Genomic DNA, 20,887 nt, shown 5'->3' with positions numbered 1-20,887 from the left:
CAAATATTCAAAAAATAAAAAAAGGCACAACCTTTAAAGTTGTGTCTTTATTTATATAAAGCTTTATATAAACCCTTTGTATTCTCTCATAACAAGATGAGCATTGATTTGCTGAACAGTATCTATAGCAACTCCAACTACGATTATTATACCTGTTCCTCCAAAGAATACTGGAAGATTGAAAGTAGTAAAAATTGTATATGGAAGTATAGATATAATCGCTAAGAAGAAAGCACCACCCCAAGTTATCCTTGTTACAACACCTTCTAAATACTCAACTGTTTCATTCCCAGGTCTTATTCCTGGAATTGTTCCTCCACCCTGTTTCAAGTTATCTGCAACCTTTTCAGGATCAAAAACTATAGCAGTATAAAAGAATGAGAAAAATATAATTACTATAGCATATACTATCATATATACTGGATGCTTTTGGCTAAATACCATTGCTAATGTAGTTTTAAAAGTATATTGTGAAGGTATTGCATTTATAATTACTGATGGTATCATCATAACTACTGATGCAAAGATAACAGGCATTACTCCTGCACTGTTAAGTTTTAAAGGTATATATGAGTTTTGACCCATACCTCCTTTTCCACTAAATCCTTTTCCTACATAGTGAATAGGTATTTTTCTTTGTCCTAATTGGAAAATTACTATCCCTGCTACTGTAAGTATCGCTGCACCTGCTATAAGGATAAGTACTGGTATAAGGAATTTACTTCCCTTCATTGTTTGTATAGTCTGAACAACACTAGAAGGTCCTCCAGATATTACATTCAAGAAGATAAGTAATGAAACCCCATTTCCAATTCCTTTTATTGATATCTGTTCTCCTATCCACATAAGAAAAACAGTACCAGCAGTCAGTGTAACTACTGTTGTCAAGAAGAATAATGTTCCTGGTGTAGTAACCAGTCCTACAGACTGAAGCCACATACATACTCCAAAACCTTGAACTACAGCAATAGCTATTGTCAAGTATCTCGTCCATTGATTGATTCTGTTTCTTCCTGCTTCTCCATCTTTTTGAATTTCTTCAATTTTAGGAATGATTACAGCCAAAAGGCTGAAAACGATTGAAGCGTTAATATAAGGAACAATCCCTAGAGCAAAGATAGAAACTCTTTTAAAAGCTCCACCTGAAAACATATTAATGTATCCCAATATATCGCTTTGTGCTGTCATAGTTGCAAGTCTATCTACATCTATGCCAGGAGCTGGAATATATGTTCCAACTCTAGCAACTAAGAACATTATCAAGGTGAAGATAATTCTATCTCTTAGCTCAGGAATTCTCCTAATGCTACTCAATTTTGCATAAAATTTTTCCATCAAAGTCAAAACAACTTCACCTCGCTTCTCAAACTAACAATAAAACTATTTGTTGTTTCCAGCAACATCAGCAAATGTTTTAACTTCTAGTATTTCTACAGATCCACCTTTTGCTTCAATAGCAACCTTAGCTGATCCAGAAACTTTATGAGCTTTAACAGTTACTTTTTTATCAAGTGATCCATTTCCTAGCACTTTGATTCCATCTTTTAAGTCTCTTACTAATCCACTTTCGAATAAAACTTCAGGAGTAACTACTGCTCCATCTTCAAATTTATTCAATAAATCCAAGCTTATTAAAGCATATTCTTTCTTGAATATAGCATTTGAGAAACCTCTTTTTGGAACTCTTCTATAGATAGGCATTTGTCCACCTTCGAAGTAAGTTTTAACTCCTCCACCCGCTCTCGAGTTTTGTCCGTTACTTCCTTTTCCAGATGTTTTACCTAATCCAGAAGATTCTCCTCTTCCAACTCTTTTTCTTGCTTTTCTAGGTACAGAAGGCATTAATTCATTTAATTTCATCTTATGCTTGCACCTCCTCTACTTTAAGTAAGTAAGAAACTTGAGCTAGTTTTCCTTTTAACTCAGGAGTTTCTACATGCTCCACTACATCGTTCATCTTCTTAAGCCCTAGCGACTTTACAGTTGCTATGTGGTTAGGCTTTCTTCCGATTATGCTTTTCACAAGCTCTATTCTAAGCTTTACCATCTAAATTCCCTCCTAGCTTAAGATATCTTTAACTTCTTTTCCTCTTTGAGCAGCTATTTTCTCAGCTGATCTTAACATTTTCAATGCTTCAACAGTAGCTCTTGCTACGTTGTGCTTATTTCTAGAACCTTTGATTTTTGTTAAAATATCATGAACTCCTACAAGTTCTAATATTTCTCTTGCTGCTGAACCAGCAATTACTCCAGTTCCTTCATATGCAGGTGCCATCCATAAAGCTGTTGCACCCCATTTTCCAGTGATTTCATGAGGAATAGTTTTTCCTTTTAAAGAAACCTCTACCATGTTCTTTTTTGCAGAAGCGATAGCTTTCTTTATAGCATCAGGTACACCATTTGCTTTCCCTAATCCTAATCCGATCTTTCCTTCTCCATCTCCAATTGCTGCTAAAACTGAGAAAGATATTGTTCTTCCTCCTTTAGTTGTCTTAGAAACTCTTGAAATTTTCAATAATTTTTCTTGATATTGTTTTTCTTCTCTATTTGCTAACTTAGACAAGTGAAATCCTCCTCTCTCTAAAGATTTAGAAGCTTAATCCTGCTTCTCTAGCTGCTTCTGCAAGAGCGGCTATTCTTCCTGTGTATTTATACCCAGATCTATCAAATACTATAGCTGTTATCCCTTTTCCTGTTGCTCTTTCTGCAAGTGCTTTACCAACAGTTTTTGCAGCTTCAACATTTCCACCATTTGCAATATTTGCTTTTAATTCTTTATCTATTGTAGATGCAGAAACTAATGTTACTCCATTCACATCGTCGATTAATTGAGCAAAGATATTGTTGTTTGATCTATATACAGAAAGTCTTGGTCTATCAGCTGTACCAGAAATTTTATTTCTGATTGATAAATGCTTTCTTGTTCTTACAGCTTGTCTATCTACCTTCTTAAACAACTGTCTTACCTCCTTATAGTTAAGCTACCTTACGACTTTTTACCTTCTTTTCTTCTAATAACTTCATCAGAATATTTAACACCTTTTCCTTTGTATGGTTCAGGTGGTCTTTTAGCTCTGATATTAGCTGCTACTTGACCTACTACTTCTTTCTCGATTCCTTCGATATGAATAGTAGTATTTTTTTCTACAGTGAATTTGATTCCAGGAATCTCATCAATGATAACAGGATGAGAATATCCTAAAGATAATTCCAATCCTTTTCCTTTTTCAGCAGCTCTGTATCCAACCCCTACTAGGTTTAAAGTTTTTTTGAATCCTTCTGAAACTCCTAATACCATATTGTGTAATAGAGCTCTAGTTGTTCCGTGTATAGCTCTAACTTCTGGTAAATCATTAGGTCTTTCAATAACGATTTCGTTCAAACTTTCATGATGCTTTTCTTCTTTTGTATGTTTTATTACTAATTCTTTGTTAAATTCTTTCTTTAAAGTACCTTTAGGACCTTTTACAGTAACTTCATTTCCATTAACTGTAACTTCAACTCCAGAAGGCACAACAATAGGTTTTTTACCTACTCTTGACATTTACTAGACACCTCCTAAGTTTTAATTACCAAACAAATGCAAGTACTTCTCCACCTACGTTTTCTCTTCTAGCTACTCTGTCAGTAACAATTCCCTTAGAAGTGGATACGATTGCAATTCCTAGTCCTGATAAAACTCTTGGCATATCTTCTACTGAAGAATATACTCTTCTACCTGGTTTAGAAATTCTTTTGATTCCTTTGATAATTCTGTCTTTACCATCATATTTTAAGTACACTCTTATACTTTTTTTGTTCCCATCAGTAACAACTTTATAGTTTGCAATGTAACCTTCTTCTTTAAGAATTTCAGCTATTTTGTCTTTTAAAGTTGAATGAGGTATATCTACTTTTTCATGCATTACTGCATTTGCATTTCTGATTCTTGTCAACATATCAGCGATTGGATCTGTTAAATACATCTACGAAAATCCTCCTTCCTATCAAATTACCAAGATGATTTTTTAACTCCTGGTATAACTCCAGCTCCTGCAAGCTGTCTGAATTTTACTCTTGAAATTCCAAATTCTCTCATGAATCCTCTTGGTCTTCCGTCTAACTGACATCTATTTCTTTTTCTAACTGCTGAAGAGTCTTTTGGAAGTTTGTTTAATTCAAACATAGCTTCCATGTCTCCCTCTGCAACTCTCTTTTTAAGTTCTGCTCTTTTTTCAGCATATTTATCACATAGTTCAGCTCTTTTCGCATCTCTAGCGATCATTGACTTCTTTGCCATCTATTCCTTACCCTCCTCACTATTACTTTTTGAAAGGCATTCCAAACGCCTTAAGTAAAGCTCTTCCTTCTTCGTCATCTTTTGCAGAAGAAACCATAGTGATAGACATTCCTAAAAGTTTATCAACTTTATCGAATTCAATTTCAGGGAAAACTAATTGATCTCTTAATCCTAGAGAGTAGTTTCCTCTTCCATCAAATGCGTCAGCTGGAACTCCTTCGAAGTCTCTTACTCTTGGAAGAACTACATTCACTAATCTATCTAAAAAGTCGTACATTCTTTCTTTTCTTAAAGTAACTTTTGCTCCGATTGGCATTCCTTCTCTTAACTTAAATCCAGCTTCAGATTTTTTAGCTTTTCTTACTAGTGGTTTTTGTCCAGAGATGATAGTTAAATCTCCCATAGCTGCATCTATTAATTTAACATTTTGAGTAGCTTCTCCTACTCCCATGTTTACAACTATTTTTTCTAGTTTTGGACATTCCATAATGTTATTGATTCCTAAGTCTTTCATAAGAGCTGGAATTATAACATCGTTATACAATTTATGATATCTAGAAACGTATTTAGACACTTACGTTTTCCTCCCTTCTTATAGAACTTCTCCAGATACTTTAGAGTATCTTACTTTCTTACCATCTACTATTTTATGACCAACTCTTGTAGGTTTTCCTGCTTTTTCATCAAAAAGCATAACTTTTGATGAGAATATAGCAGCTTCCTTACTTACAACTCCACCTTGTGGGTTTATTGGAGTTGGCTTCATATGTTTAGTAATCATGTTTATTCCTTCAACTACTACCTTCCCTTTATTTGGGAATACTTTTACAACTTTACCTGTCTTACCTTTGTCTTTTCCAGAGATAACATATACTAGATCTCCAGTCTTTACATGTAATGATTCAGGTACAAATTTGATCTTAGGTTTAGCCACGACTATTAGCCTCCTCTCTTATTAAATTACTTCAGGAGCTAGAGATACTATTTTCATAAAGTTTTTAGCTCTTAGCTCTCTTGCAACTGGTCCAAATATTCTTGTTGCTTTTGGTTCATTGTTAGTATTGATTATAACTCCTGCGTTATCATCAAATTTTATATATGATCCATCTTCTCTTCTTAATTCTTTTCTTGTTCTTACTATTACAGCTTTTACTACGTCACCTTTTTTAACGTTTCCACCAGGGATTGCTTCCTTAACTGATGCGACAACGATGTCACCAATTCTTCCGAATCTTTTTTTAGATCCACCAAGAACTCTTATAATCATAAGTTTCTTAGCTCCAGAGTTGTCAGCAACATTAAGGATAGTTTGTTGTTGTACCATTAAAATATCCTCCTCTCACAATAATTGGAATTATCTAGCTTTCTCGACAATCTCTACTAGTCTCCATCTTTTATCTCTCGATAATGGTCTAGTTTCCATAATTCTTACTTTATCTCCAGTTTGAGCTACATTATTTTCATCGTGAGCTTTAAACTTAGTAGTACTTTTTACTCTCTTTTTATAGATAGGATGCAAAGTCATTGTTTCTATTGCAATAACAATTGTTTTATCCATCTTGTCAGAAACAACTATTCCTTCTCTAACTTTTCTTTCGTTTCTCAAGACATTAACCTCCTCTTCCTAAGAATCAAACATCTATAAACTGAACGAGATTATCTTTCATTTAAGATTGTGTTAATTCTAGCAATTTCTCTTCTAACTTCTCTAATTTTAGCAGTGTTAGTAAGTTGACCTAATGAAAGTTGGAACTTTAGGTTGAATAATTCTTCCTTAAGCTCTTTACACTTAACAACTAAGTCTTCAGTAGACATTTCTCTTATTTCCTTAGCTCTCATTAGTTTTCACCACCATTCTCTTTCTTTACGATTTTACAACTGATTGGAAGTTTCATTGCAGCTTTTCTTAAAGCTACTAATGCTCTTTCTTCAGTTACTCCTGAAACTTCAAACATGATTCTTCCAGGTTTTACAACTGCTACCCAACCTTCAACATTTCCTTTACCTTTACCCATTCTCACTCCAGCTGGTCTAGCTGTGATTGGTTTGTCTGGGAATATTCTGATAAAAGTTTTTCCTTCTCTTTTGAAAGTTCTGTTGATAGCAACCCTGCATGATTCTATTTGTCTATTAGTAATCCAATGTGGCTCAAGAGCTTGTAGTCCGTAATCTCCGAATGCTACAGTATTTCCTCTTTGAGCAGTACCTTTCATTCTACCTCTAAACATTTTTCTATGTTTTGTTCTTTTTGGCATTAACATGACTACGCTTCTCCTCCTTCCCTTTTAGTTGGAAGAACTTCACCATGGAAAACCCATACTTTAATTCCTAGAGCTCCATAAGTAGTGTGAGCTGTTGCTACTGCATAATCAATATCAGCTCTTAGTGTATGTAAAGGAACTTTACCTTCAACTACCCATTCAGCTCTGGCAATTTCTGCTCCATTTAGTCTTCCAGAAACCATAACTTTGATTCCTTTAGCTCCAGCTCTCATAGCTCTCATAATAGCTTGGCTTACAGCTCTTTTATATGCTACCCTTTTCTCAATTGAAGTAGCAATGTTTTCTGCAACAAGTACAGCATCTTTATTGAATTCTTTTACTTCTTGAACTTTAACTGTTACTTTTTTACCAGTTAATTTCTCAAGTGATACTCTAAGATTATCTATCTCAGCACCTTTTCTTCCTATGATTATACCTGCTTTTGCAGTATAAACAAGAACAACTACATTAGAAGGAGAAGTTCTTTCGATCTTTACCTTCGATATCCCTGCATGGAAGTAGTTCTTCTTGATAAGTTCTCTGATTTTTACATCTTCATGGAAGTACTTAGCGTATTCCTTCTTATCTGCATACCAGTTAGAATCCCAAGATCTTGTTATTCCTAATCTTAGTCCTCTAGGGTCTACTTTTTGTCCCACAGTCTTACCTCCTTAAACTACTTTTCAGAAACTGCCACTACAATGTGAGCTGTTGGTTTTCTGATTATATCCGCTCTTCCCATAGCTCTAGGCATTATTCTTTTAAGAGCTGGTCCATCATTGATCATTATTGTTGAAACTACTAACTTATCTTCATCCATCTTGAAGTTGTTAGTTGCATTAGCAACAGCTGATGCTAATGTTTTCTTTATTATTCTAGCTGCTTTTTTGTTTGTAAACTCTAGAATATCTAATGCTTCTAGCGCTGATTTTCCTCTTACTAAGTCAGCTACTAACCTAGCTTTTCTAGGAGACAATCTTACGAATCTAGTTATTGCTCTAGCTTCCACTAGTCCAACCTCCTTTATATCATACATCAATAAAATTTAGTATTTTATATTATTATTTTTTCTTCTTTTTATCCACACCGTGTCCGTAGTAAGTTCTAGTTGGTGCAAACTCACCTAGTTTGTGTCCAACCATTTGCTCAGTTACATGAACAGGTATGTGCTTTTTACCATTGTACACACCAAAAGTGATTCCAATGAAATTAGGGAATATAGTCGATCTTCTTGACCAAGTTTTAATTACTGCTTTCAAGTTTTCAGTTGCTACTGCATCTTCAACTTTCTTCATTAAGTGGTGGTCACAGAAAGGTCCTTTTTTTAATGATCTAGCCATTACCTATTAACCTCCTCTCGAAAATTATTTATCGTTTCTTCTTCTTACGATAAATTTATCTGTAGTTTTCTTACCTCTAGTTTTAACACCCATTGCAGGTTTACCCCAAGGTGTTAAAGGAGCTTTTCTACCTACTGGATTCTTACCTTCTCCTCCTCCATGAGGGTGATCAACAGGGTTCATTACAGATCCTCTTACATGAGGTCTTTTACCCATATTTCTGTTTCTTCCAGCTTTACCGATTTGAACTAAGCTATGTTCAGAATTTCCTACTTCTCCGATAGTTGCCATACATTCACCGTGAATTAATCTTAGTTCACCTGATGGTAACTCTATGTGACAGTAAGTTCCTTCTTTAGCAACAAGTCTTGCTGCTGTTCCTGCGGATCTTACTAATTGTCCACCCTTTCCTCTTTGTAGTTCAATATTATGAATTTGAACCCCTACTGGCATGTCTTTTATTTTTAGTGCGTTTCCTGGTTTAATCTCAGCTTGAGATCCTGCCATAACCATGTCGCCCTTTTTCAATCCTTTAGGTGCTAGTATATATCTTTTCTCTCCATCTACATAGAATAGAAGAGCAATATTAGCAGTTCTGTTTGGATCGTACTCGATAGATTCTACTCTAGCAGGTACATCAAGTTTGTTTCTTTTGAAGTCGATAATTCTGTAAAGTCTTTTGTGTCCTTTTTGTCTGTCTCTACAAGTTCTGTGTCCATAGTTGTCTCTACCATAAGCAGATTTTAAAGGTACAGTTAAAGACTTTTCAGGTCTTACATTATCTAAATCTTCATTGACTAATCTAGACATGTGTCTTGTTCCATTAGTCATTGCTTTCATTTTTCTAATAGCCATTTTTGCTTAACCTCCGTTTAGACCTATATATATCTTTAGCCGTTTTACAGTTTTTATACTTCTTTAAAGTAAGTTATTGTATTTCCTTGAGCTAATTTAACGATTGCCTTCTTTTTAGCTTGAGTTTTGTAAAGTTTCATTCCGTGTCTTTTAGTAACAGGTTTACTGTTAAGAGTTGATACTGTTTCAACCTTTACATTAAATAATTCCTCAATTGCCTTTTTGATTTGAATCTTGTTAGCTTTTGGGCTCACTTCGAAAGTGTACTTGTTGTACTCTCTTCTAAGTGTTTCAGTTTTCTCAGTTATTACAGGTTTCTTTACTATATCGTATGATGTCATTATCCAAGCACCTCCTCTATTGTAGTTAGTGCCTCTTTAGTAAGAATTACTTTTTCTTGTTTTAGAAGCCAGTATACACCAATTTCATTTGGTTGTAATACAACTGCATTTTCAAGGTTTCTTACTGATAAGTATAAGTTGTAATCTGCTTGTTCAGCAAGATCGTTTACTACGAATAATTGCTTTGTAGTTGCATTTACTGCATTTGTTAAAGCTATTATTGTTTTTGTTTTTGGTGTATCAATTGTACCATCAAGTACAAGGATATCTCCGTTAGCTACTTTAGCTGATAAAGCTGATCTTAGAGCTAGGTTTCTTACTTTTTTGTTAACTTTTTTCTCATATGATCTTGGGTGAGGACCAAATGTAACTCCTCCTCCTACCATATGTGGAGCTCTGATAGTACCTTGTCTTGCTCTACCAGTTCCTTTTTGTTTGAAAGGTTTTCTTCCCCCTCCTCTAACCATTGCTCTAGTCTTAGTAGCTGCAGTTCCTTGTCTAGCAGCTGCTAATTCTGCAGTCAATACTTCATGAAGTACTGCTTGATTAGGTTCAATCCCAAACACTGTATCTTTAACTTCAACAGTTCCAGTTTGAGTTCCTGTCAAGTCATATATGTTTAAAACTGCCATTATTTTCCTCCTTCCACATCTACTAACCTATTATTTTTTTACTGCTGGTTTAACTACTATATAACTGTTTTTTGATCCAGGTACTGCACCTTTGATCAATAGTAGATTGTTTTCAACATCTACTTTCACTACTTTTAAGTTTTGAACAGTTACAGTTGCATTTCCGTATTGTCCAGCCATTTTCTTACCTCTAAGAACTTTTCCTGGCCAAGATGACATTCCGATAGAACCTCCAAGTCTGTGGTTTCTAGAAACCCCGTGAGACGCTCTGTTTCCAGCGAAATTATGTCTTTTCATAACCCCAGCTGTTCCTTTACCTTTTGAAGTACCAGTAATATCTACGTACTCTACTTCAGCTAAGACATCAGCTTTGATCTCTTGTCCAAGTTCAAAACCTTCAACAGAATCCACTCTTAATTCTTTTACAAATCTTTGAGGGTTAACTCCTGCTTTTTTGAAGATTCCCATAATTGGTTTAGTAGTGTTTTTTTCCTTTTTTTCATCAAATCCTAATTGTAAAGCTGTATATCCGTCGTTTTCTACAGTCTTCTTTTGAAGAACATAGTTAGGACCAGCTTCAACAACTGTTACTGGAATGAATTTTCCATCCTCAAATATTTGAGTCATTCCAATTTTCTTTGCTAAAATTCCTGACATTGTTTTTACCTCCATCAAATAATATATTGGTTGACAACTTGACCTCGTGGTTCTACTGTCTAGCTTTAAAAAAAGCGTCAACTTGTATTATTCTGTAAGGATAATTTGGATTTCGATAACCATCTTATCAAGCACAATCAAATTACCCGAATTAAAACCGTGAGTGCTTTTTGAAGAAACCATCAATCATTAGATTTGTTTGATTTCTATTCCGACACCAGCTGGCAAGTTAACTGCTGTTAACGAAGCGATTGTCTTTTGTGTAGAATTATTAATTTCTACCATTCTTCTGTGTACTCTCATTTCAAATTGTTCTCTTGAATCCTTGTTTACATGCACTGATCTTAAAACAGTGTACTTTTTAATTTTAGTAGGTAATGGCATAGGTCCTGCAATCTCTGCTCCAGACTTTTTAGCAACCTCCGCTATTCTTTTAGCTGATTGATCTAATAAAGTGTGGTCATAAGCCTTTAAGTAGATTCTTAATTTGTTAGAAGCCATCTATTCTTTACACCTCCTTCAAAATCATCTTTAAGGATCAAATATCCTTATACACTCTAAGGATTATATCACAGTTATAAGAAAAAGCAAAGCTTTTTTTTAATTTTTTAAATATTTTTTTATATTTTTCTTAACACAAGTTCAATTGGTAATTTCATGATATTTTTCCCCAGAAAATTTCTGCTTCAAAAACATCTTTTTTAAAAAATCTATCCTCTTTTTTCATATTTTATATTAAATTTTTGAAAATATTCTTTTACACTTTTAACTATACAAAGCAATATGAAAAATATAGTAAAAACTACCATCTCTTCTATAGTTATTATCATTCCCGGAAGAAGAGTCACTACAAGAGAAAATATGATGCTAAAAAGAAACATTTCTCTTGCTCTTTTCTTTCCTAAAATTAAAAATACTCCTGCTATAATATATAGAAGACTTCCTAGTATATATTCCAATGAAAATATTACCCTTCCATATAAATTTATTTCAGGAATATCCTCCATATTTAGTGGAAAAAGCATAATCGTTATTCCTGCTAAAAGTTTTAAAACTGCTGCTATTACAATTATTAATCCAATTCCTCTCATTAAAAGTGGTTTTTTCATCTTTTTCCTCCTAGTATCTCTATTTTTAGTAACATCCTATTTTACCATATCCAAAAGACTTTTTACTAAATCTATGTAATATTTAAAATAGTTACTTTCATTTTTTATTTTTTTCCATCTTAAAGCTTAACTTTTTTCAATATTAGATTTAATTTTTCATAAAAAAAAGAGACATTTATCAAAAAATAAATTTTAACTTTATCTCTTTTTTATATTTTTATATCATTTTATCTTTTTTCCTTAAAAATATTAAAGCTCCTATTATAACTGCCACACATATTCCTATATATATCAATGTACGAGGATTTTGCAATCCACCTATTATAATAATGGCTGAGCCTATCATTGCTAATATAGGTATTATTACGCCTTTTACAATCCCTTGCACTTCACCTTTTCTATAAAGCTTTATCACATGGACATAAAGTATTATGTATATAATATAACTTGCTACTATAGGAATTTCAGACACATCTGAATTAGGAATTAGATTGTTTTTCTGGACCATATAATTTATCCAACTCCAAATAATACTAACTATTATTGCAATTCCTGCTGAATACACTGGAGTGTTAGTTTTTTTACTTACTATTTTAAGTTTCTCTGACATTGGAAGCATCTCTCTCAATGCCAAAGAATAAGGCAGACGTATGAAGCCTAATATAAAACCATTAAGAGTGCCCATTACTGATATAACTATAAACGTCAGCACTATCTTAGCTCCATTTGCTCCAAAAATTTTAATAGCTGCAATATTTACATGATTATCTCCCTGTTTCATTATATTTTCAGGACCTACCATTATACTTATTCCTACAAAATATAATATATAAGCTACAAGAACAAATATTGGCCCTATTGTCAATGCAAGAGGAAGATTTCTTTTAGAGTTTTTCAATTCATGAGCTATAGAAGTGGAAACTACCCATCCATCATATGAAAATGCTACTGGTGCCAGAGCTGCCAACCATGTTGCAGAAGATGTTATTTCCATTGTTTTTTCTGCTGTTGTCACCATATGAGGATCTCCATAGAGAAATCCAGCTATCGCTATAGCTCCTAAAGGAATCATCTTTATTATTGTAGAAGTATTTTGAAAATATCCTCCCATAGCCGATGATAAAATATTCATTACAAAACAAAAGGCTGCCGCTAAAGCTCCTATCATGCCAAGAATTTCTGAAGTATTTGGTATATTAAAAAGCATACATACATACACTGCTGCTACCCATGAAAGTACTCCTACTAAAGATGGATAATATATAAAAACCTGAAACCATCCAAAAGCACACGCTGTCTTCCTTCCTGAATATTCATCAGCATAGGTTATAAGCCCTCCTGCTTTTGTTGTTTTAGAAGCCAATATACTTATAGAAAGACTTCCAAATATTATTCCAACTGCTGCTATTGAAAACACTAATACTCCCTTTATTATACTTCCACCAGTATATATAAGAATATTATCACTTTTAAAAAATATACCCGAACCTATAACTATGCCTACTATCATTGCAATAGCAGTAAATAATCCATATTCTCTTTTTTCCATCAAGCTTTCTTCCTTTCAATTTCTGTAAAAAAAGAGACCAGCACAAAGCTGATCTCAATATTTTGATTTTTGGATTTAGCTAACTATTATTTAGTAATTTCAGCAACTACTCCAGAAGCTACTGTTCTTCCACCCTCTCTGATGGCGAATCTTAATCCAGTTTCCATTGCGATTGGGTGTATTAATTCTACTCTCATCTCAATGTTGTCTCCTGGCATTACCATTTCTACTCCCTCAGGTAATGTTACTGCTCCTGTTATATCTGTAGTTCTGAAGTAGAATTGTGGTCTGTATCCTGAGAAGAATGGAGTATGTCTTCCTCCCTCTTCTTTAGTTAGTACGTATACTTCTGATCTGAATCCTGTATGTGGTAGGATTGATCCTGGTTTTGCTAGTACTTGTCCTCTTTCTACGTCTTCTTTTTTAGTTCCTCTTAATAGAGCTCCAATGTTATCTCCTGCTTGACCTTGATCAAGAAGTTTTCTAAACATTTCTACTCCTGTACATGTTGTTTTTGATGTAGGTTTGATTCCAATTATTTCTAATTCTTCTCCTACTTTTACTATTCCTCTTTCTACTCTACCAGTTACAACTGTTCCTCTTCCTGTTATTGTGAACACGTCTTCTATTGGCATCAAGAATGGTTGGTCTACTGCTCTTTCTGGAGTTGGGATATACTCATCTACTGCGTTCATTAGCGCCATAATTTGATCTACCCATTTTTGCTCTCCATTTAGTGCTCCTAGTGATGATCCTGTTACTACTGGAATATCATCTCCTGGGAATCCATATTCTGTTAATAATTCTCTTACTTCCATTTCTACTAGTTCTAGTAATTCTGGATCGTCTACCATATCTGCTTTATTTAAATATACTACTATGTAAGGTACTCCAACCTGTCTAGATAGTAGAATGTGTTCTCTTGTTTGTGGCATAGGTCCATCTGCTGCTGATACAACTAAGATAGCTCCATCCATTTGAGCTGCTCCTGTGATCATGTTTTTTACGTAGTCAGCATGTCCTGGACAGTCAACGTGAGCATAGTGTCTTTTTACAGTTTCATACTCAATATGAGATGTATTGATAGTGATTCCTCTTTCTCTTTCTTCTGGAGCTACGTCAATTTTATCAAAATCAACTTTTTTAGCTAGTCCTAAGTCTGATAAAACTTTAGAAATAGCTGCTGTTGTAGTTGTTTTTCCGTGGTCAACGTGTCCAATTGTTCCAATGTTTACATGGGGTTTGCTTCTTTCGAATTTCTCTTTAGCCATCCTTTTCTTACCTCCGAAATATCTCATTTATTATTTTAAGTTTATATTGCCTTACTTATTTAAAAAAAAATCCACACAATATGCTTTTGCATTCTAGTGTAGTAATAATGGTGGTGAGGGAAGGATTCGAACCTTCGAAGGCAGAGCCGTCAGATTTACAGTCTGATCCCTTTGGCCGCTCGGGAACCTCACCGATTATTATATTGTTGTAGTGGTACCCCGTAGGGGAATCGAACCCCTGTTGCCAGAGTGAAAATCTGATGTCCTTACCACTGAACGAACGGGGCATCATATATGGTGCCGCTTATCGGAATCGAACCAATCACCTACTGATTACAAGTCAGTTGCTCTACCAGATGAGCTAAAGCGGCATTTCATATCATTGTTTTTGTGTCCTTCTTGTTCTCTCGGACATTTGTTATATTACAATATTTTTCATTTTTTGTCAAACTTTTTTTTCTTATTTTTTTTATTTTTTTTCAAAGACCGCTACAACCTTAATATTTTCAATGCTTTTCATTATCTTTAGTTTTAAAAATTTTTTTCATTTCTTCTTCACTATATTCTCTTATTGATTTCATATTTTCTATCAAATCTTCTTCCATTTCAATTTTTTCTTTTCTTTCTGAAAGTTCTTTTACTATTTCTACATTTTCAATTCCATTTTCTGCAAATAGCCTTTTTACATTATTAAGAGCTTCTATAGATGCAGGTTTCACCCAGTTTTCAGCTCCTCTTCTTGCTAATGAATTAAGCTGTAATTTAGTAAATTTTATAGTTTTTAGAAATGCAGCCATTCTTTTAATATGGTCTTCTCCATCATTTAAACCTTCTATTATAAAAGTTTCTAAATAAACTTTTCCATTATATACAGCAGAAAGTTTTTTTAATCCAGACATAAGCATAGATATATGGATATTATTTGAAGGCCTGTTTATTTTATGAAATATTTCATCATCCACACTATTTAATGTAGGAATTATAAGGTCTGCTCTTTGTACTTCCTTTATAACTTCATCATCATTTAAAAGAAGACTGTTAGTTATTAGACATACTTTCACATCTGTATTATCTTTTATCCAGTTAATTATCTTTCCTAGATCTTTACTAAGAGTTGGTTCACCATTTCCTGAAAATGTTATATAATCAGGTTTAACATCTTTTAGAACTGATCTTATCTCATTTTCCACTTCTCTTATGTCTTTAAAGCTTTCTCTTTTCTCTGCAAGTTTTGGAGTTGCTCCACATTCACAAAATACACAGTTCATATTACAGCTTTTAGGTTTTACCAAGTCCACTCCCAAAGATATTCCTAATCTTCTTGATGGCACTGGTCCAAAAACATGTTTATACATAGAATTCCTCCCAATTTTCAATTAAAGAATAAATAGTTGCTGCAAGTTTATATGGATGATGTCTTACCATCCCTTTAGAATCTATTTCAAGAATATCTCTATCTATCACTTTTATCTTGCACTCTTCCAATTCATCCCTATCCAGTATTACTCTGTCACTATTCATCATTCTATATCTTTCAAGGATTTCCTTTGGAATTTCTCTAGAATCTACAATAACTTCATCAATTATCCCTTCCTCAACATTTTTATTTATAGCCTTTATATGATCTGACACTGTATAACCTTCTGTTTCTCCTGGTTGCTGCATAGCATTACATATATATACTCTCTTCCCTTTACATTTCTTCAAACTTTCTTTTATTCCATTTAAAAGAAGATTAGGTATTATGCTCGTATAAAGACTTCCTATTCCAAATATTACAAGATCAGCATCTTCCAAAGCCTCGAGATTCTCTTTTGGGGCTTCCACTGATTCTTTATAAAATACTCTTTTTATTTTTTCTCCTAAAACTGGAATATTTGATTCTCCCTCTATTATCTTTCCATCTTCTTTTTCAGCCATAAGAACAACTTTCTCACTTGTTGCTGGAAGAATTTTTCCTTTTATATTAAATAGTTTTCTGAGATTATCTACAGCACTTCTTATATCTCCTGTAAGTTCCTTCATCGCTATTATCAGAAGATTTCCTAATGGATGTCCACCTAAAAAACTATCTTTTTTAAATCTATATTGAAACACCTCTTCTATCAAAGGTTCTACATCACTTAATGCTACCATTACATTTCTAAGATCTCCAGGAGCAGGAACATCAAACTCTTTTCTCAAAAGTCCACTACTTCCTCCATCATCTGCCACAGTCACTATAGCTGTCAAATCTACTGGAAGATATTTCAATCCTCTTAATACTACTGAAATACCACTTCCTCCTCCTATAACAACAACTTTGGGTTTCTTATCCATATCAAGTACCTCCCACTGTTTCTTAGTTAATTATCCCTCGAAAATAAAAAAAAAGCAACCTAATTATTTAGACTGCTTTCTCTTTATTTTCTTATTTTTTTTCTTTATATTTTTTCACCTGTATATTCTCATTTTTTAAGAAAGTTATTTCAAAATCATCTTTAGCTAAGGGTTTTGAATATACATATCCTTGAACCAAATCACAATCTGCTTTCCTTAAAAATTCTACTTGTGATATTGTTTCAACCCCTTCAGATATTGTTGTCATATTTAATTTTTTAGCTAATGAAATAATGGATTCTATGACACTATTTCCTCTTTTATCATTTTTTTTGCTGAAAAATATCCTATCTAGTTTTAAAATATCTACTGGTATTTCTTTAAGTAGATTCAGAGAAGAATACCCGCTCCCAAAATCATCTATAGAACAGCTGAATCCCATTTGGTGTATATCATCAATAACCTTTTTTAGTTGTTCAAAGTTTTCAAATACTAAGGTTTCTGTTAATTCTATTTCCAAAAGATCAGCAGGAACCTCATATTTCTCCTGAATTTCTTTATATTTTTTTAAAAAATTAGGGTTTTGTAAATGCATTCGAGATAAATTAACAGAAACAGGAATAGGATTAATTCCTTCATTTAACCATTTTCTTATAGTCTTACACACTTCTTCAAAAACATATATATCTAATTTTGTTATAAATCCATTTTTTTCAAATATTGGAATAAACTCATCTGGTGGAATCAATCCTTTTTTAGGATCTTGCCAACGCACTAAAGCTTCTGCTCCAGCTATTTTATTAGTTTTTAACTCAACTTTTGGCTGAAAATATACTATAAACTCATTATTTTCCAGTGCATGCTCCATATTATCTTCTATATTTTTTTCTTTTAGATATTTTAATATTTCCTTTACTGTCGCTATACCCAATCCAATTAAAAGGGTAAGCATATCCTAAATATTTAACATAATTATCAATTTCTTCAACTGTAAGTTGTTTCTCTTTTACATCCTTAGATATAGTATCCAGTATTGTAAAATTCGAAATGATTCTAGTATCAACTTTTCCCTTTGCTTGTACAGATAATTCATAAAGATACCTTCTAATCTCTTGATTTACAGCATTTCTATTATATTTAATTGCAGTTGCTCCTATTGCAATTATTAATACAGCCACTCCTAAAATTATTTTTTTAATACTCAAAAATAAGAGTGTTTCAGCCTTTACTTTCAAAATCCCCCTCCATGTTCGATTAAATATTCTATTATTTTCTCACTCAATTATATCAAAATTTTTTTTAATTGACAAAAAATATCTTTAATCTTAATTTTAAAGCAGAAAGAATTTTAGAAAGCTAATTTTATTTTTTTAAACATAAAAAAAAGCAACCAATTTATGATTGCTTTTATCCTCACTTGGAGGCGACGACCAGATTTGAACTGGTGGTGGAGATTTTGCAGACCTCTGCCTTACCGCTTGGCGACGTCGCCGTTATAAAATTTTAGTGGTGCCCAGAGGCGGAATCGAACCACCGACACGGGGATTTTCAGTCCCCTGCTCTACCGACTGAGCTATCTGGGCATCTAACAGTCAGTAAGAAATAAAAATGGCGGGAGTGACGAGGGTCGAACTCGCGACCTCCTGCGTGACAGGCAGGCGCTCTAACCAACTGAGCTACACCCCCAGCATAATGGTGGTCACAATAGGACTTGAACCTATGACCCCCTGCTTGTAAGGCAGGTGCTCTCCCAACTGAGCTATGCGACCATTTCTTTAACTGTGCTTAATTATAATACCTCATTTTATTCAATAAAGCAATTTGAATTATTAGACTTTATTCCTTATTATATTGAATTATTTTGTTATTTGGATAAAATCCTTCTATTATCTTCATTTTATAAAAAAATATATTTTTTCCTCTGAATTTACCTATAATTTGGCAATTCTTTTACTAACCCTTGATATTGCTGGTCTAATTCCAACCCCTTACTTATTAATTTTCAATATCTTTTATCTTATAAAATCAAAAGCAGCATAATTGAAATCAACTATGCTGCTTTTATATTTCCTACCTTAAATTATCTCTTGCTTTTCTTTTTCTTTATAGATAAAAATACTGTTACCATTTCTTCCACTACGTTTAACTTTGTAGAGTTCCTTATCAGCTTTTTCAAACATATTTTCATATAAAGCTGCTGTTTTAGGATAGACCGCTGCTCCTATACTAGCTGATATTTTACAAGTCTTCCCTTCTGACTTGAGTTCTTCAATTAAAATTTCATTTAATCCATTCAATTTTCTTTTAAGCCATTCAGCAGAAGAAAAATCTTGAACAAATACCACAAATTCATCTCCACCAAAACGCCCTAAAATATCTGTATTTCTAAAGTAATTTTTAATTTTTTCAGCTATCTTTAAAAGCACTTTATCTCCAAAAGCATGTCCCCAATAATCATTAGCTAACTTAAAATGATCCACATCAATAATAATAAAAGCACACTCTTTATTCTCATTTCTTTCATCTTTAAGTCTTTTTTTAATAAGAGCTTCTAATGATTTTTTATTATAAAGTCCTGTTAAAACATCCATCTTTGCTTCAAATTCCATTCTCTTTCTCTTATCAATATTTTCTCTAAAAGTAAGCATACGAACAGAGTTATCATATTTCCAATAAAAAATACGTGCTGAAATCCTAAGCCAATAATAATCTTTTCCATTTGCAGTAATCATAAAATCATATGATAGATTATTGATCCCTTCTTTAAATGATTTTATTACATTTTTAGTATTAAAGGTATCCAGATATCCTTGTACAAACTCATCCTTTATCTGTTGCCTTGCAATTTCAGATAAAGCTTCATCGTAAGAAATATCTCCAGACATTCCCAGACGTTCAAAATATCTTTTTGTTTCATCACTACCAGCACAGTTATGAGTTATATCAAGCTCATAAATATTTTCATACAATCCCTGAGTTGCATCAATCATAAAATTCTGATACTCTTGAACTCTTTTCATACTTTCATTTTTATTCAGTATTATTTCAGATTTTTTTCTGTAGAAATACAGCATAGAAAATGCTAAATAAAGCAATATCAAACTCACAGCTATAAAACCTATATACCAATATTCTTTTATAAAATCTTTAAATTCAATAAGCTCTACATAATGACCTAACCATTTTTTTGATAGTTCCTCTACAACTCCATTATGCATCAATTCCCTTAAATTTTTATTAACCTCTTCAATAGAAATCGAACTTTTCCTACTAACTCCTATACACATAGAAGTATTTGTCATCTTAGGTCCTACTGCTGAGACAGAGTGAATTCCCTGTTTTGCCAGTATGCGTCTTCCTACTGAATATCTTACAAGAGCATAATCATTTTCTCCAGAAATAACTGATTGTAATACTTCTGTATAAGTTCCATACTCTTTTGTATTCTCTACTAATTCATATGGCTCTAAAAATTCTGATTTACATCCACTATTTTCAAGGGATGCTAATTTTTTCTCATGAAGTTCATGAATAGATTTATAATGTTTTTTTCCAAAACAAACAAAAGGATCACTTGATATAGCAGCTGACAAAGCTAATTCTGGAAAATCTTTTGGTTTATAATCTAACCCAAGAATCATATCTGCTCTTCCAGCAATTACTGTTTCAATGCAATCTTTCCATTTCATTAATCTAATCTCTAAATTATACTCCATTTTATTAGCAAGAGCATTTACCAATTCAATATCATGTCCTGAAGGACACCCCTGTTCGCTTATAAAAGAATAAGGTTCATAATCAATATCTGCAACTACTATCATTGTTCTTTTAAAAATATTTTTAGCAATTATTTTATTATTAACTGGTTTTTCTAAAATAAATGTCTTCATTAAAATGAAAAGCAAAGCAAATAATATAATAAAAATTGGAATAACTCCAAAAAATATTTTTTTCTTTAAAAAATCTATTCTCTTCACACTCCTCCCCCAAAAATACTATAATCTTATATAATATTCTCTTTTTTACAGTATCTCCCTTGCTATATCTTCACAGTCTTCTAAATTTAAATTTTCTGATTTTATATTAATTTTTAGTTACTTCATGAATATCTTTATATCTACCCTACATAAAAAAAACAATTTACAGCTTAAAAACAGAACATTTCCATTATAATATATCTAATAGAACGTTGCAAGTTTTTTTATTCAAATTATTCTTCATTTCTCCTAACTAGCTATTTTAGCATACTCATAAAATTTCTTCCTTTATTAAAA

General features: G+C 32.9%; 30 protein-coding genes and 7 tRNA genes. All 37 read right to left on the bottom strand.

The features are described from left to right. Positions 1–63 precede the first annotated feature (63 nt). Positions 64–1,344 (bottom strand): preprotein translocase subunit SecY, encoded by a 1,281-nt coding sequence (gene secY / locus C4N20_RS06755; RefSeq protein WP_005982434.1) that lies wholly within the window; start codon positions 1,342–1,344, stop codon positions 64–66. Between the two features lie 36 nt (positions 1,345–1,380). Beyond that, positions 1,381–1,860, bottom strand: a complete 480-nt coding sequence (gene rplO, locus C4N20_RS06750; protein WP_005982433.1) for a 50S ribosomal protein L15 — start codon at positions 1,858–1,860, stop codon at positions 1,381–1,383. A gap of 1 nt (position 1,861) precedes the next feature. Continuing rightward, positions 1,862–2,047 (bottom strand): 50S ribosomal protein L30, encoded by a 186-nt coding sequence (gene rpmD / locus C4N20_RS06745; RefSeq protein WP_005885913.1) that lies wholly within the window; start codon positions 2,045–2,047, stop codon positions 1,862–1,864. Positions 2,048–2,059: 12 nt separating this feature from the next. Next, positions 2,060–2,563 (bottom strand): 30S ribosomal protein S5, encoded by a 504-nt coding sequence (gene rpsE, locus C4N20_RS06740; protein WP_005982432.1) that lies wholly within the window; start codon positions 2,561–2,563, stop codon positions 2,060–2,062. A 25-nt stretch (positions 2,564–2,588) separates the two neighbouring features. Beyond that, a complete protein-coding gene (rplR, locus tag C4N20_RS06735; protein WP_005982431.1) occupies positions 2,589–2,957 on the bottom strand; it encodes a 50S ribosomal protein L18 in 369 nt (122 codons plus the stop codon). 29 nt (positions 2,958–2,986) lie between these two features. Beyond that, a complete protein-coding gene (gene rplF, locus C4N20_RS06730; RefSeq protein WP_005982430.1) occupies positions 2,987–3,544 on the bottom strand; it encodes a 50S ribosomal protein L6 in 558 nt (185 codons plus the stop codon). A 25-nt stretch (positions 3,545–3,569) separates the two neighbouring features. Further along, complete coding sequence (gene rpsH, locus C4N20_RS06725; protein WP_005982429.1) at positions 3,570–3,965, bottom strand: 30S ribosomal protein S8; 396 nt, start codon at positions 3,963–3,965, stop codon at positions 3,570–3,572. A gap of 26 nt (positions 3,966–3,991) precedes the next feature. After that, on the bottom strand, positions 3,992–4,279 hold the full coding sequence (gene rpsN / locus C4N20_RS06720; protein WP_005950325.1) for a 30S ribosomal protein S14: 288 nt from the start codon (positions 4,277–4,279) through the stop codon (positions 3,992–3,994). 22 nt (positions 4,280–4,301) lie between these two features. Further along, complete coding sequence (rplE, locus tag C4N20_RS06715; RefSeq protein ID WP_005982428.1) at positions 4,302–4,853, bottom strand: 50S ribosomal protein L5; 552 nt, start codon at positions 4,851–4,853, stop codon at positions 4,302–4,304. An 18-nt stretch (positions 4,854–4,871) separates the two neighbouring features. Continuing rightward, positions 4,872–5,213, bottom strand: coding sequence for a 50S ribosomal protein L24 (gene rplX, locus C4N20_RS06710; protein ID WP_005982427.1), 342 nt, complete (start codon positions 5,211–5,213; stop codon positions 4,872–4,874). A gap of 21 nt (positions 5,214–5,234) precedes the next feature. Next, the gene (gene rplN / locus C4N20_RS06705) at positions 5,235–5,603 is read right to left on the bottom strand and encodes a 50S ribosomal protein L14 (RefSeq protein WP_005950319.1); all 369 of its coding nucleotides are present in this window, start codon (positions 5,601–5,603) and stop codon (positions 5,235–5,237) included. A gap of 30 nt (positions 5,604–5,633) precedes the next feature. Beyond that, complete coding sequence (rpsQ, locus tag C4N20_RS06700; RefSeq protein WP_005982426.1) at positions 5,634–5,885, bottom strand: 30S ribosomal protein S17; 252 nt, start codon at positions 5,883–5,885, stop codon at positions 5,634–5,636. 50 nt (positions 5,886–5,935) lie between these two features. Beyond that, positions 5,936–6,118: a 50S ribosomal protein L29 gene (gene rpmC, locus C4N20_RS06695; RefSeq protein ID WP_005885895.1), complete on the bottom strand. Its 183-nt coding sequence runs from the start codon at positions 6,116–6,118 to the stop codon at positions 5,936–5,938. Then, positions 6,118–6,540: a 50S ribosomal protein L16 gene (gene rplP / locus C4N20_RS06690; protein WP_005950314.1), complete on the bottom strand. Its 423-nt coding sequence runs from the start codon at positions 6,538–6,540 to the stop codon at positions 6,118–6,120. The genes rpmC and rplP overlap by 1 nt, the downstream gene beginning before the upstream one ends. A gap of 2 nt (positions 6,541–6,542) precedes the next feature. Then, positions 6,543–7,199, bottom strand: coding sequence for a 30S ribosomal protein S3 (rpsC, locus tag C4N20_RS06685; RefSeq protein ID WP_005982425.1), 657 nt, complete (start codon positions 7,197–7,199; stop codon positions 6,543–6,545). 17 nt (positions 7,200–7,216) lie between these two features. After that, positions 7,217–7,549 carry a 50S ribosomal protein L22 gene (gene rplV / locus C4N20_RS06680; RefSeq protein WP_005982424.1) on the bottom strand — a complete coding sequence of 111 codons (333 nt, stop codon included), beginning with the start codon at positions 7,547–7,549 and terminating at the stop codon, positions 7,217–7,219. 52 nt (positions 7,550–7,601) lie between these two features. Next, positions 7,602–7,880, bottom strand: a complete 279-nt coding sequence (rpsS, locus tag C4N20_RS06675; protein WP_005950307.1) for a 30S ribosomal protein S19 — start codon at positions 7,878–7,880, stop codon at positions 7,602–7,604. 24 nt (positions 7,881–7,904) lie between these two features. Continuing rightward, positions 7,905–8,735, bottom strand: a complete 831-nt coding sequence (gene rplB, locus C4N20_RS06670; RefSeq protein WP_005950305.1) for a 50S ribosomal protein L2 — start codon at positions 8,733–8,735, stop codon at positions 7,905–7,907. Between the two features lie 53 nt (positions 8,736–8,788). Then, positions 8,789–9,076, bottom strand: a complete 288-nt coding sequence (rplW, locus tag C4N20_RS06665; RefSeq protein ID WP_005982423.1) for a 50S ribosomal protein L23 — start codon at positions 9,074–9,076, stop codon at positions 8,789–8,791. Next, positions 9,076–9,708, bottom strand: a complete 633-nt coding sequence (rplD, locus tag C4N20_RS06660; RefSeq protein ID WP_005982422.1) for a 50S ribosomal protein L4 — start codon at positions 9,706–9,708, stop codon at positions 9,076–9,078. The genes rplW and rplD overlap by 1 nt, the downstream gene beginning before the upstream one ends. Positions 9,709–9,738: 30 nt before the next feature. Then, on the bottom strand, positions 9,739–10,365 hold the full coding sequence (rplC, locus tag C4N20_RS06655; protein ID WP_005982421.1) for a 50S ribosomal protein L3: 627 nt from the start codon (positions 10,363–10,365) through the stop codon (positions 9,739–9,741). Between the two features lie 189 nt (positions 10,366–10,554). Then, a complete protein-coding gene (rpsJ, locus tag C4N20_RS06650; RefSeq protein ID WP_005950298.1) occupies positions 10,555–10,866 on the bottom strand; it encodes a 30S ribosomal protein S10 in 312 nt (103 codons plus the stop codon). A gap of 209 nt (positions 10,867–11,075) precedes the next feature. Further along, a complete protein-coding gene (locus C4N20_RS06645; protein ID WP_005982420.1) occupies positions 11,076–11,474 on the bottom strand; it encodes a hypothetical protein in 399 nt (132 codons plus the stop codon). Positions 11,475–11,691: 217 nt separating this feature from the next. Then, positions 11,692–13,023, bottom strand: coding sequence for an APC family permease (locus C4N20_RS06640; RefSeq protein ID WP_005982419.1), 1,332 nt, complete (start codon positions 13,021–13,023; stop codon positions 11,692–11,694). A gap of 86 nt (positions 13,024–13,109) precedes the next feature. Then, on the bottom strand, positions 13,110–14,294 hold the full coding sequence (tuf, locus tag C4N20_RS06635; protein ID WP_005979589.1) for an elongation factor Tu: 1,185 nt from the start codon (positions 14,292–14,294) through the stop codon (positions 13,110–13,112). A gap of 108 nt (positions 14,295–14,402) precedes the next feature. Further along, positions 14,403–14,487, bottom strand: a tRNA-Tyr gene (locus tag C4N20_RS06630). A 19-nt stretch (positions 14,488–14,506) separates the two neighbouring features. Further along, positions 14,507–14,581 (bottom strand) — tRNA-Glu (locus tag C4N20_RS06625). 8 nt (positions 14,582–14,589) lie between these two features. Beyond that, a tRNA-Thr gene (locus tag C4N20_RS06620) sits at positions 14,590–14,665 on the bottom strand. 135 nt (positions 14,666–14,800) lie between these two features. Then, positions 14,801–15,649 (bottom strand): radical SAM protein, encoded by an 849-nt coding sequence (locus C4N20_RS06615; RefSeq protein WP_005982414.1) that lies wholly within the window; start codon positions 15,647–15,649, stop codon positions 14,801–14,803. Then, positions 15,642–16,613, bottom strand: a complete 972-nt coding sequence (locus C4N20_RS06610; RefSeq protein ID WP_005982411.1) for a gluconeogenesis factor YvcK family protein — start codon at positions 16,611–16,613, stop codon at positions 15,642–15,644. Before C4N20_RS06610 ends, C4N20_RS06615 begins: the two co-directional genes overlap by 8 nt. Before the next feature lie 91 nt (positions 16,614–16,704). Continuing rightward, entirely contained in the window at positions 16,705–17,481 is a 777-nt protein-coding gene (locus tag C4N20_RS06605; RefSeq protein ID WP_231940487.1) for a putative bifunctional diguanylate cyclase/phosphodiesterase, read from the bottom strand. 1 nt (position 17,482) lies between these two features. Next, on the bottom strand, positions 17,483–17,848 hold the full coding sequence (locus C4N20_RS06600; protein WP_005982407.1) for a hypothetical protein: 366 nt from the start codon (positions 17,846–17,848) through the stop codon (positions 17,483–17,485). Positions 17,849–18,031: 183 nt separating this feature from the next. Then, positions 18,032–18,105: transfer RNA gene (locus C4N20_RS06595), tRNA-Cys, on the bottom strand. Between the two features lie 15 nt (positions 18,106–18,120). Next, positions 18,121–18,196: transfer RNA gene (locus C4N20_RS06590), tRNA-Phe, on the bottom strand. 26 nt (positions 18,197–18,222) lie between these two features. After that, positions 18,223–18,299: transfer RNA gene (locus C4N20_RS06585), tRNA-Asp, on the bottom strand. A gap of 7 nt (positions 18,300–18,306) precedes the next feature. Next, positions 18,307–18,382: transfer RNA gene (locus tag C4N20_RS06580), tRNA-Val, on the bottom strand. A 306-nt stretch (positions 18,383–18,688) separates the two neighbouring features. Next, a complete protein-coding gene (locus C4N20_RS06575; protein WP_005982405.1) occupies positions 18,689–20,590 on the bottom strand; it encodes a transporter substrate-binding domain-containing diguanylate cyclase in 1,902 nt (633 codons plus the stop codon). Positions 20,591–20,887: the final 297 nt, after the last annotated feature.

This window comes from Fusobacterium ulcerans (assembly GCF_003019675.1).
Classification (GTDB): Bacteria; Fusobacteriota; Fusobacteriia; order Fusobacteriales; family Fusobacteriaceae; genus Fusobacterium_A; species Fusobacterium_A ulcerans.
Note: the sequence above shows the minus strand (reverse complement) of the source record. Positions and strands in the feature narration are given on the sequence as shown.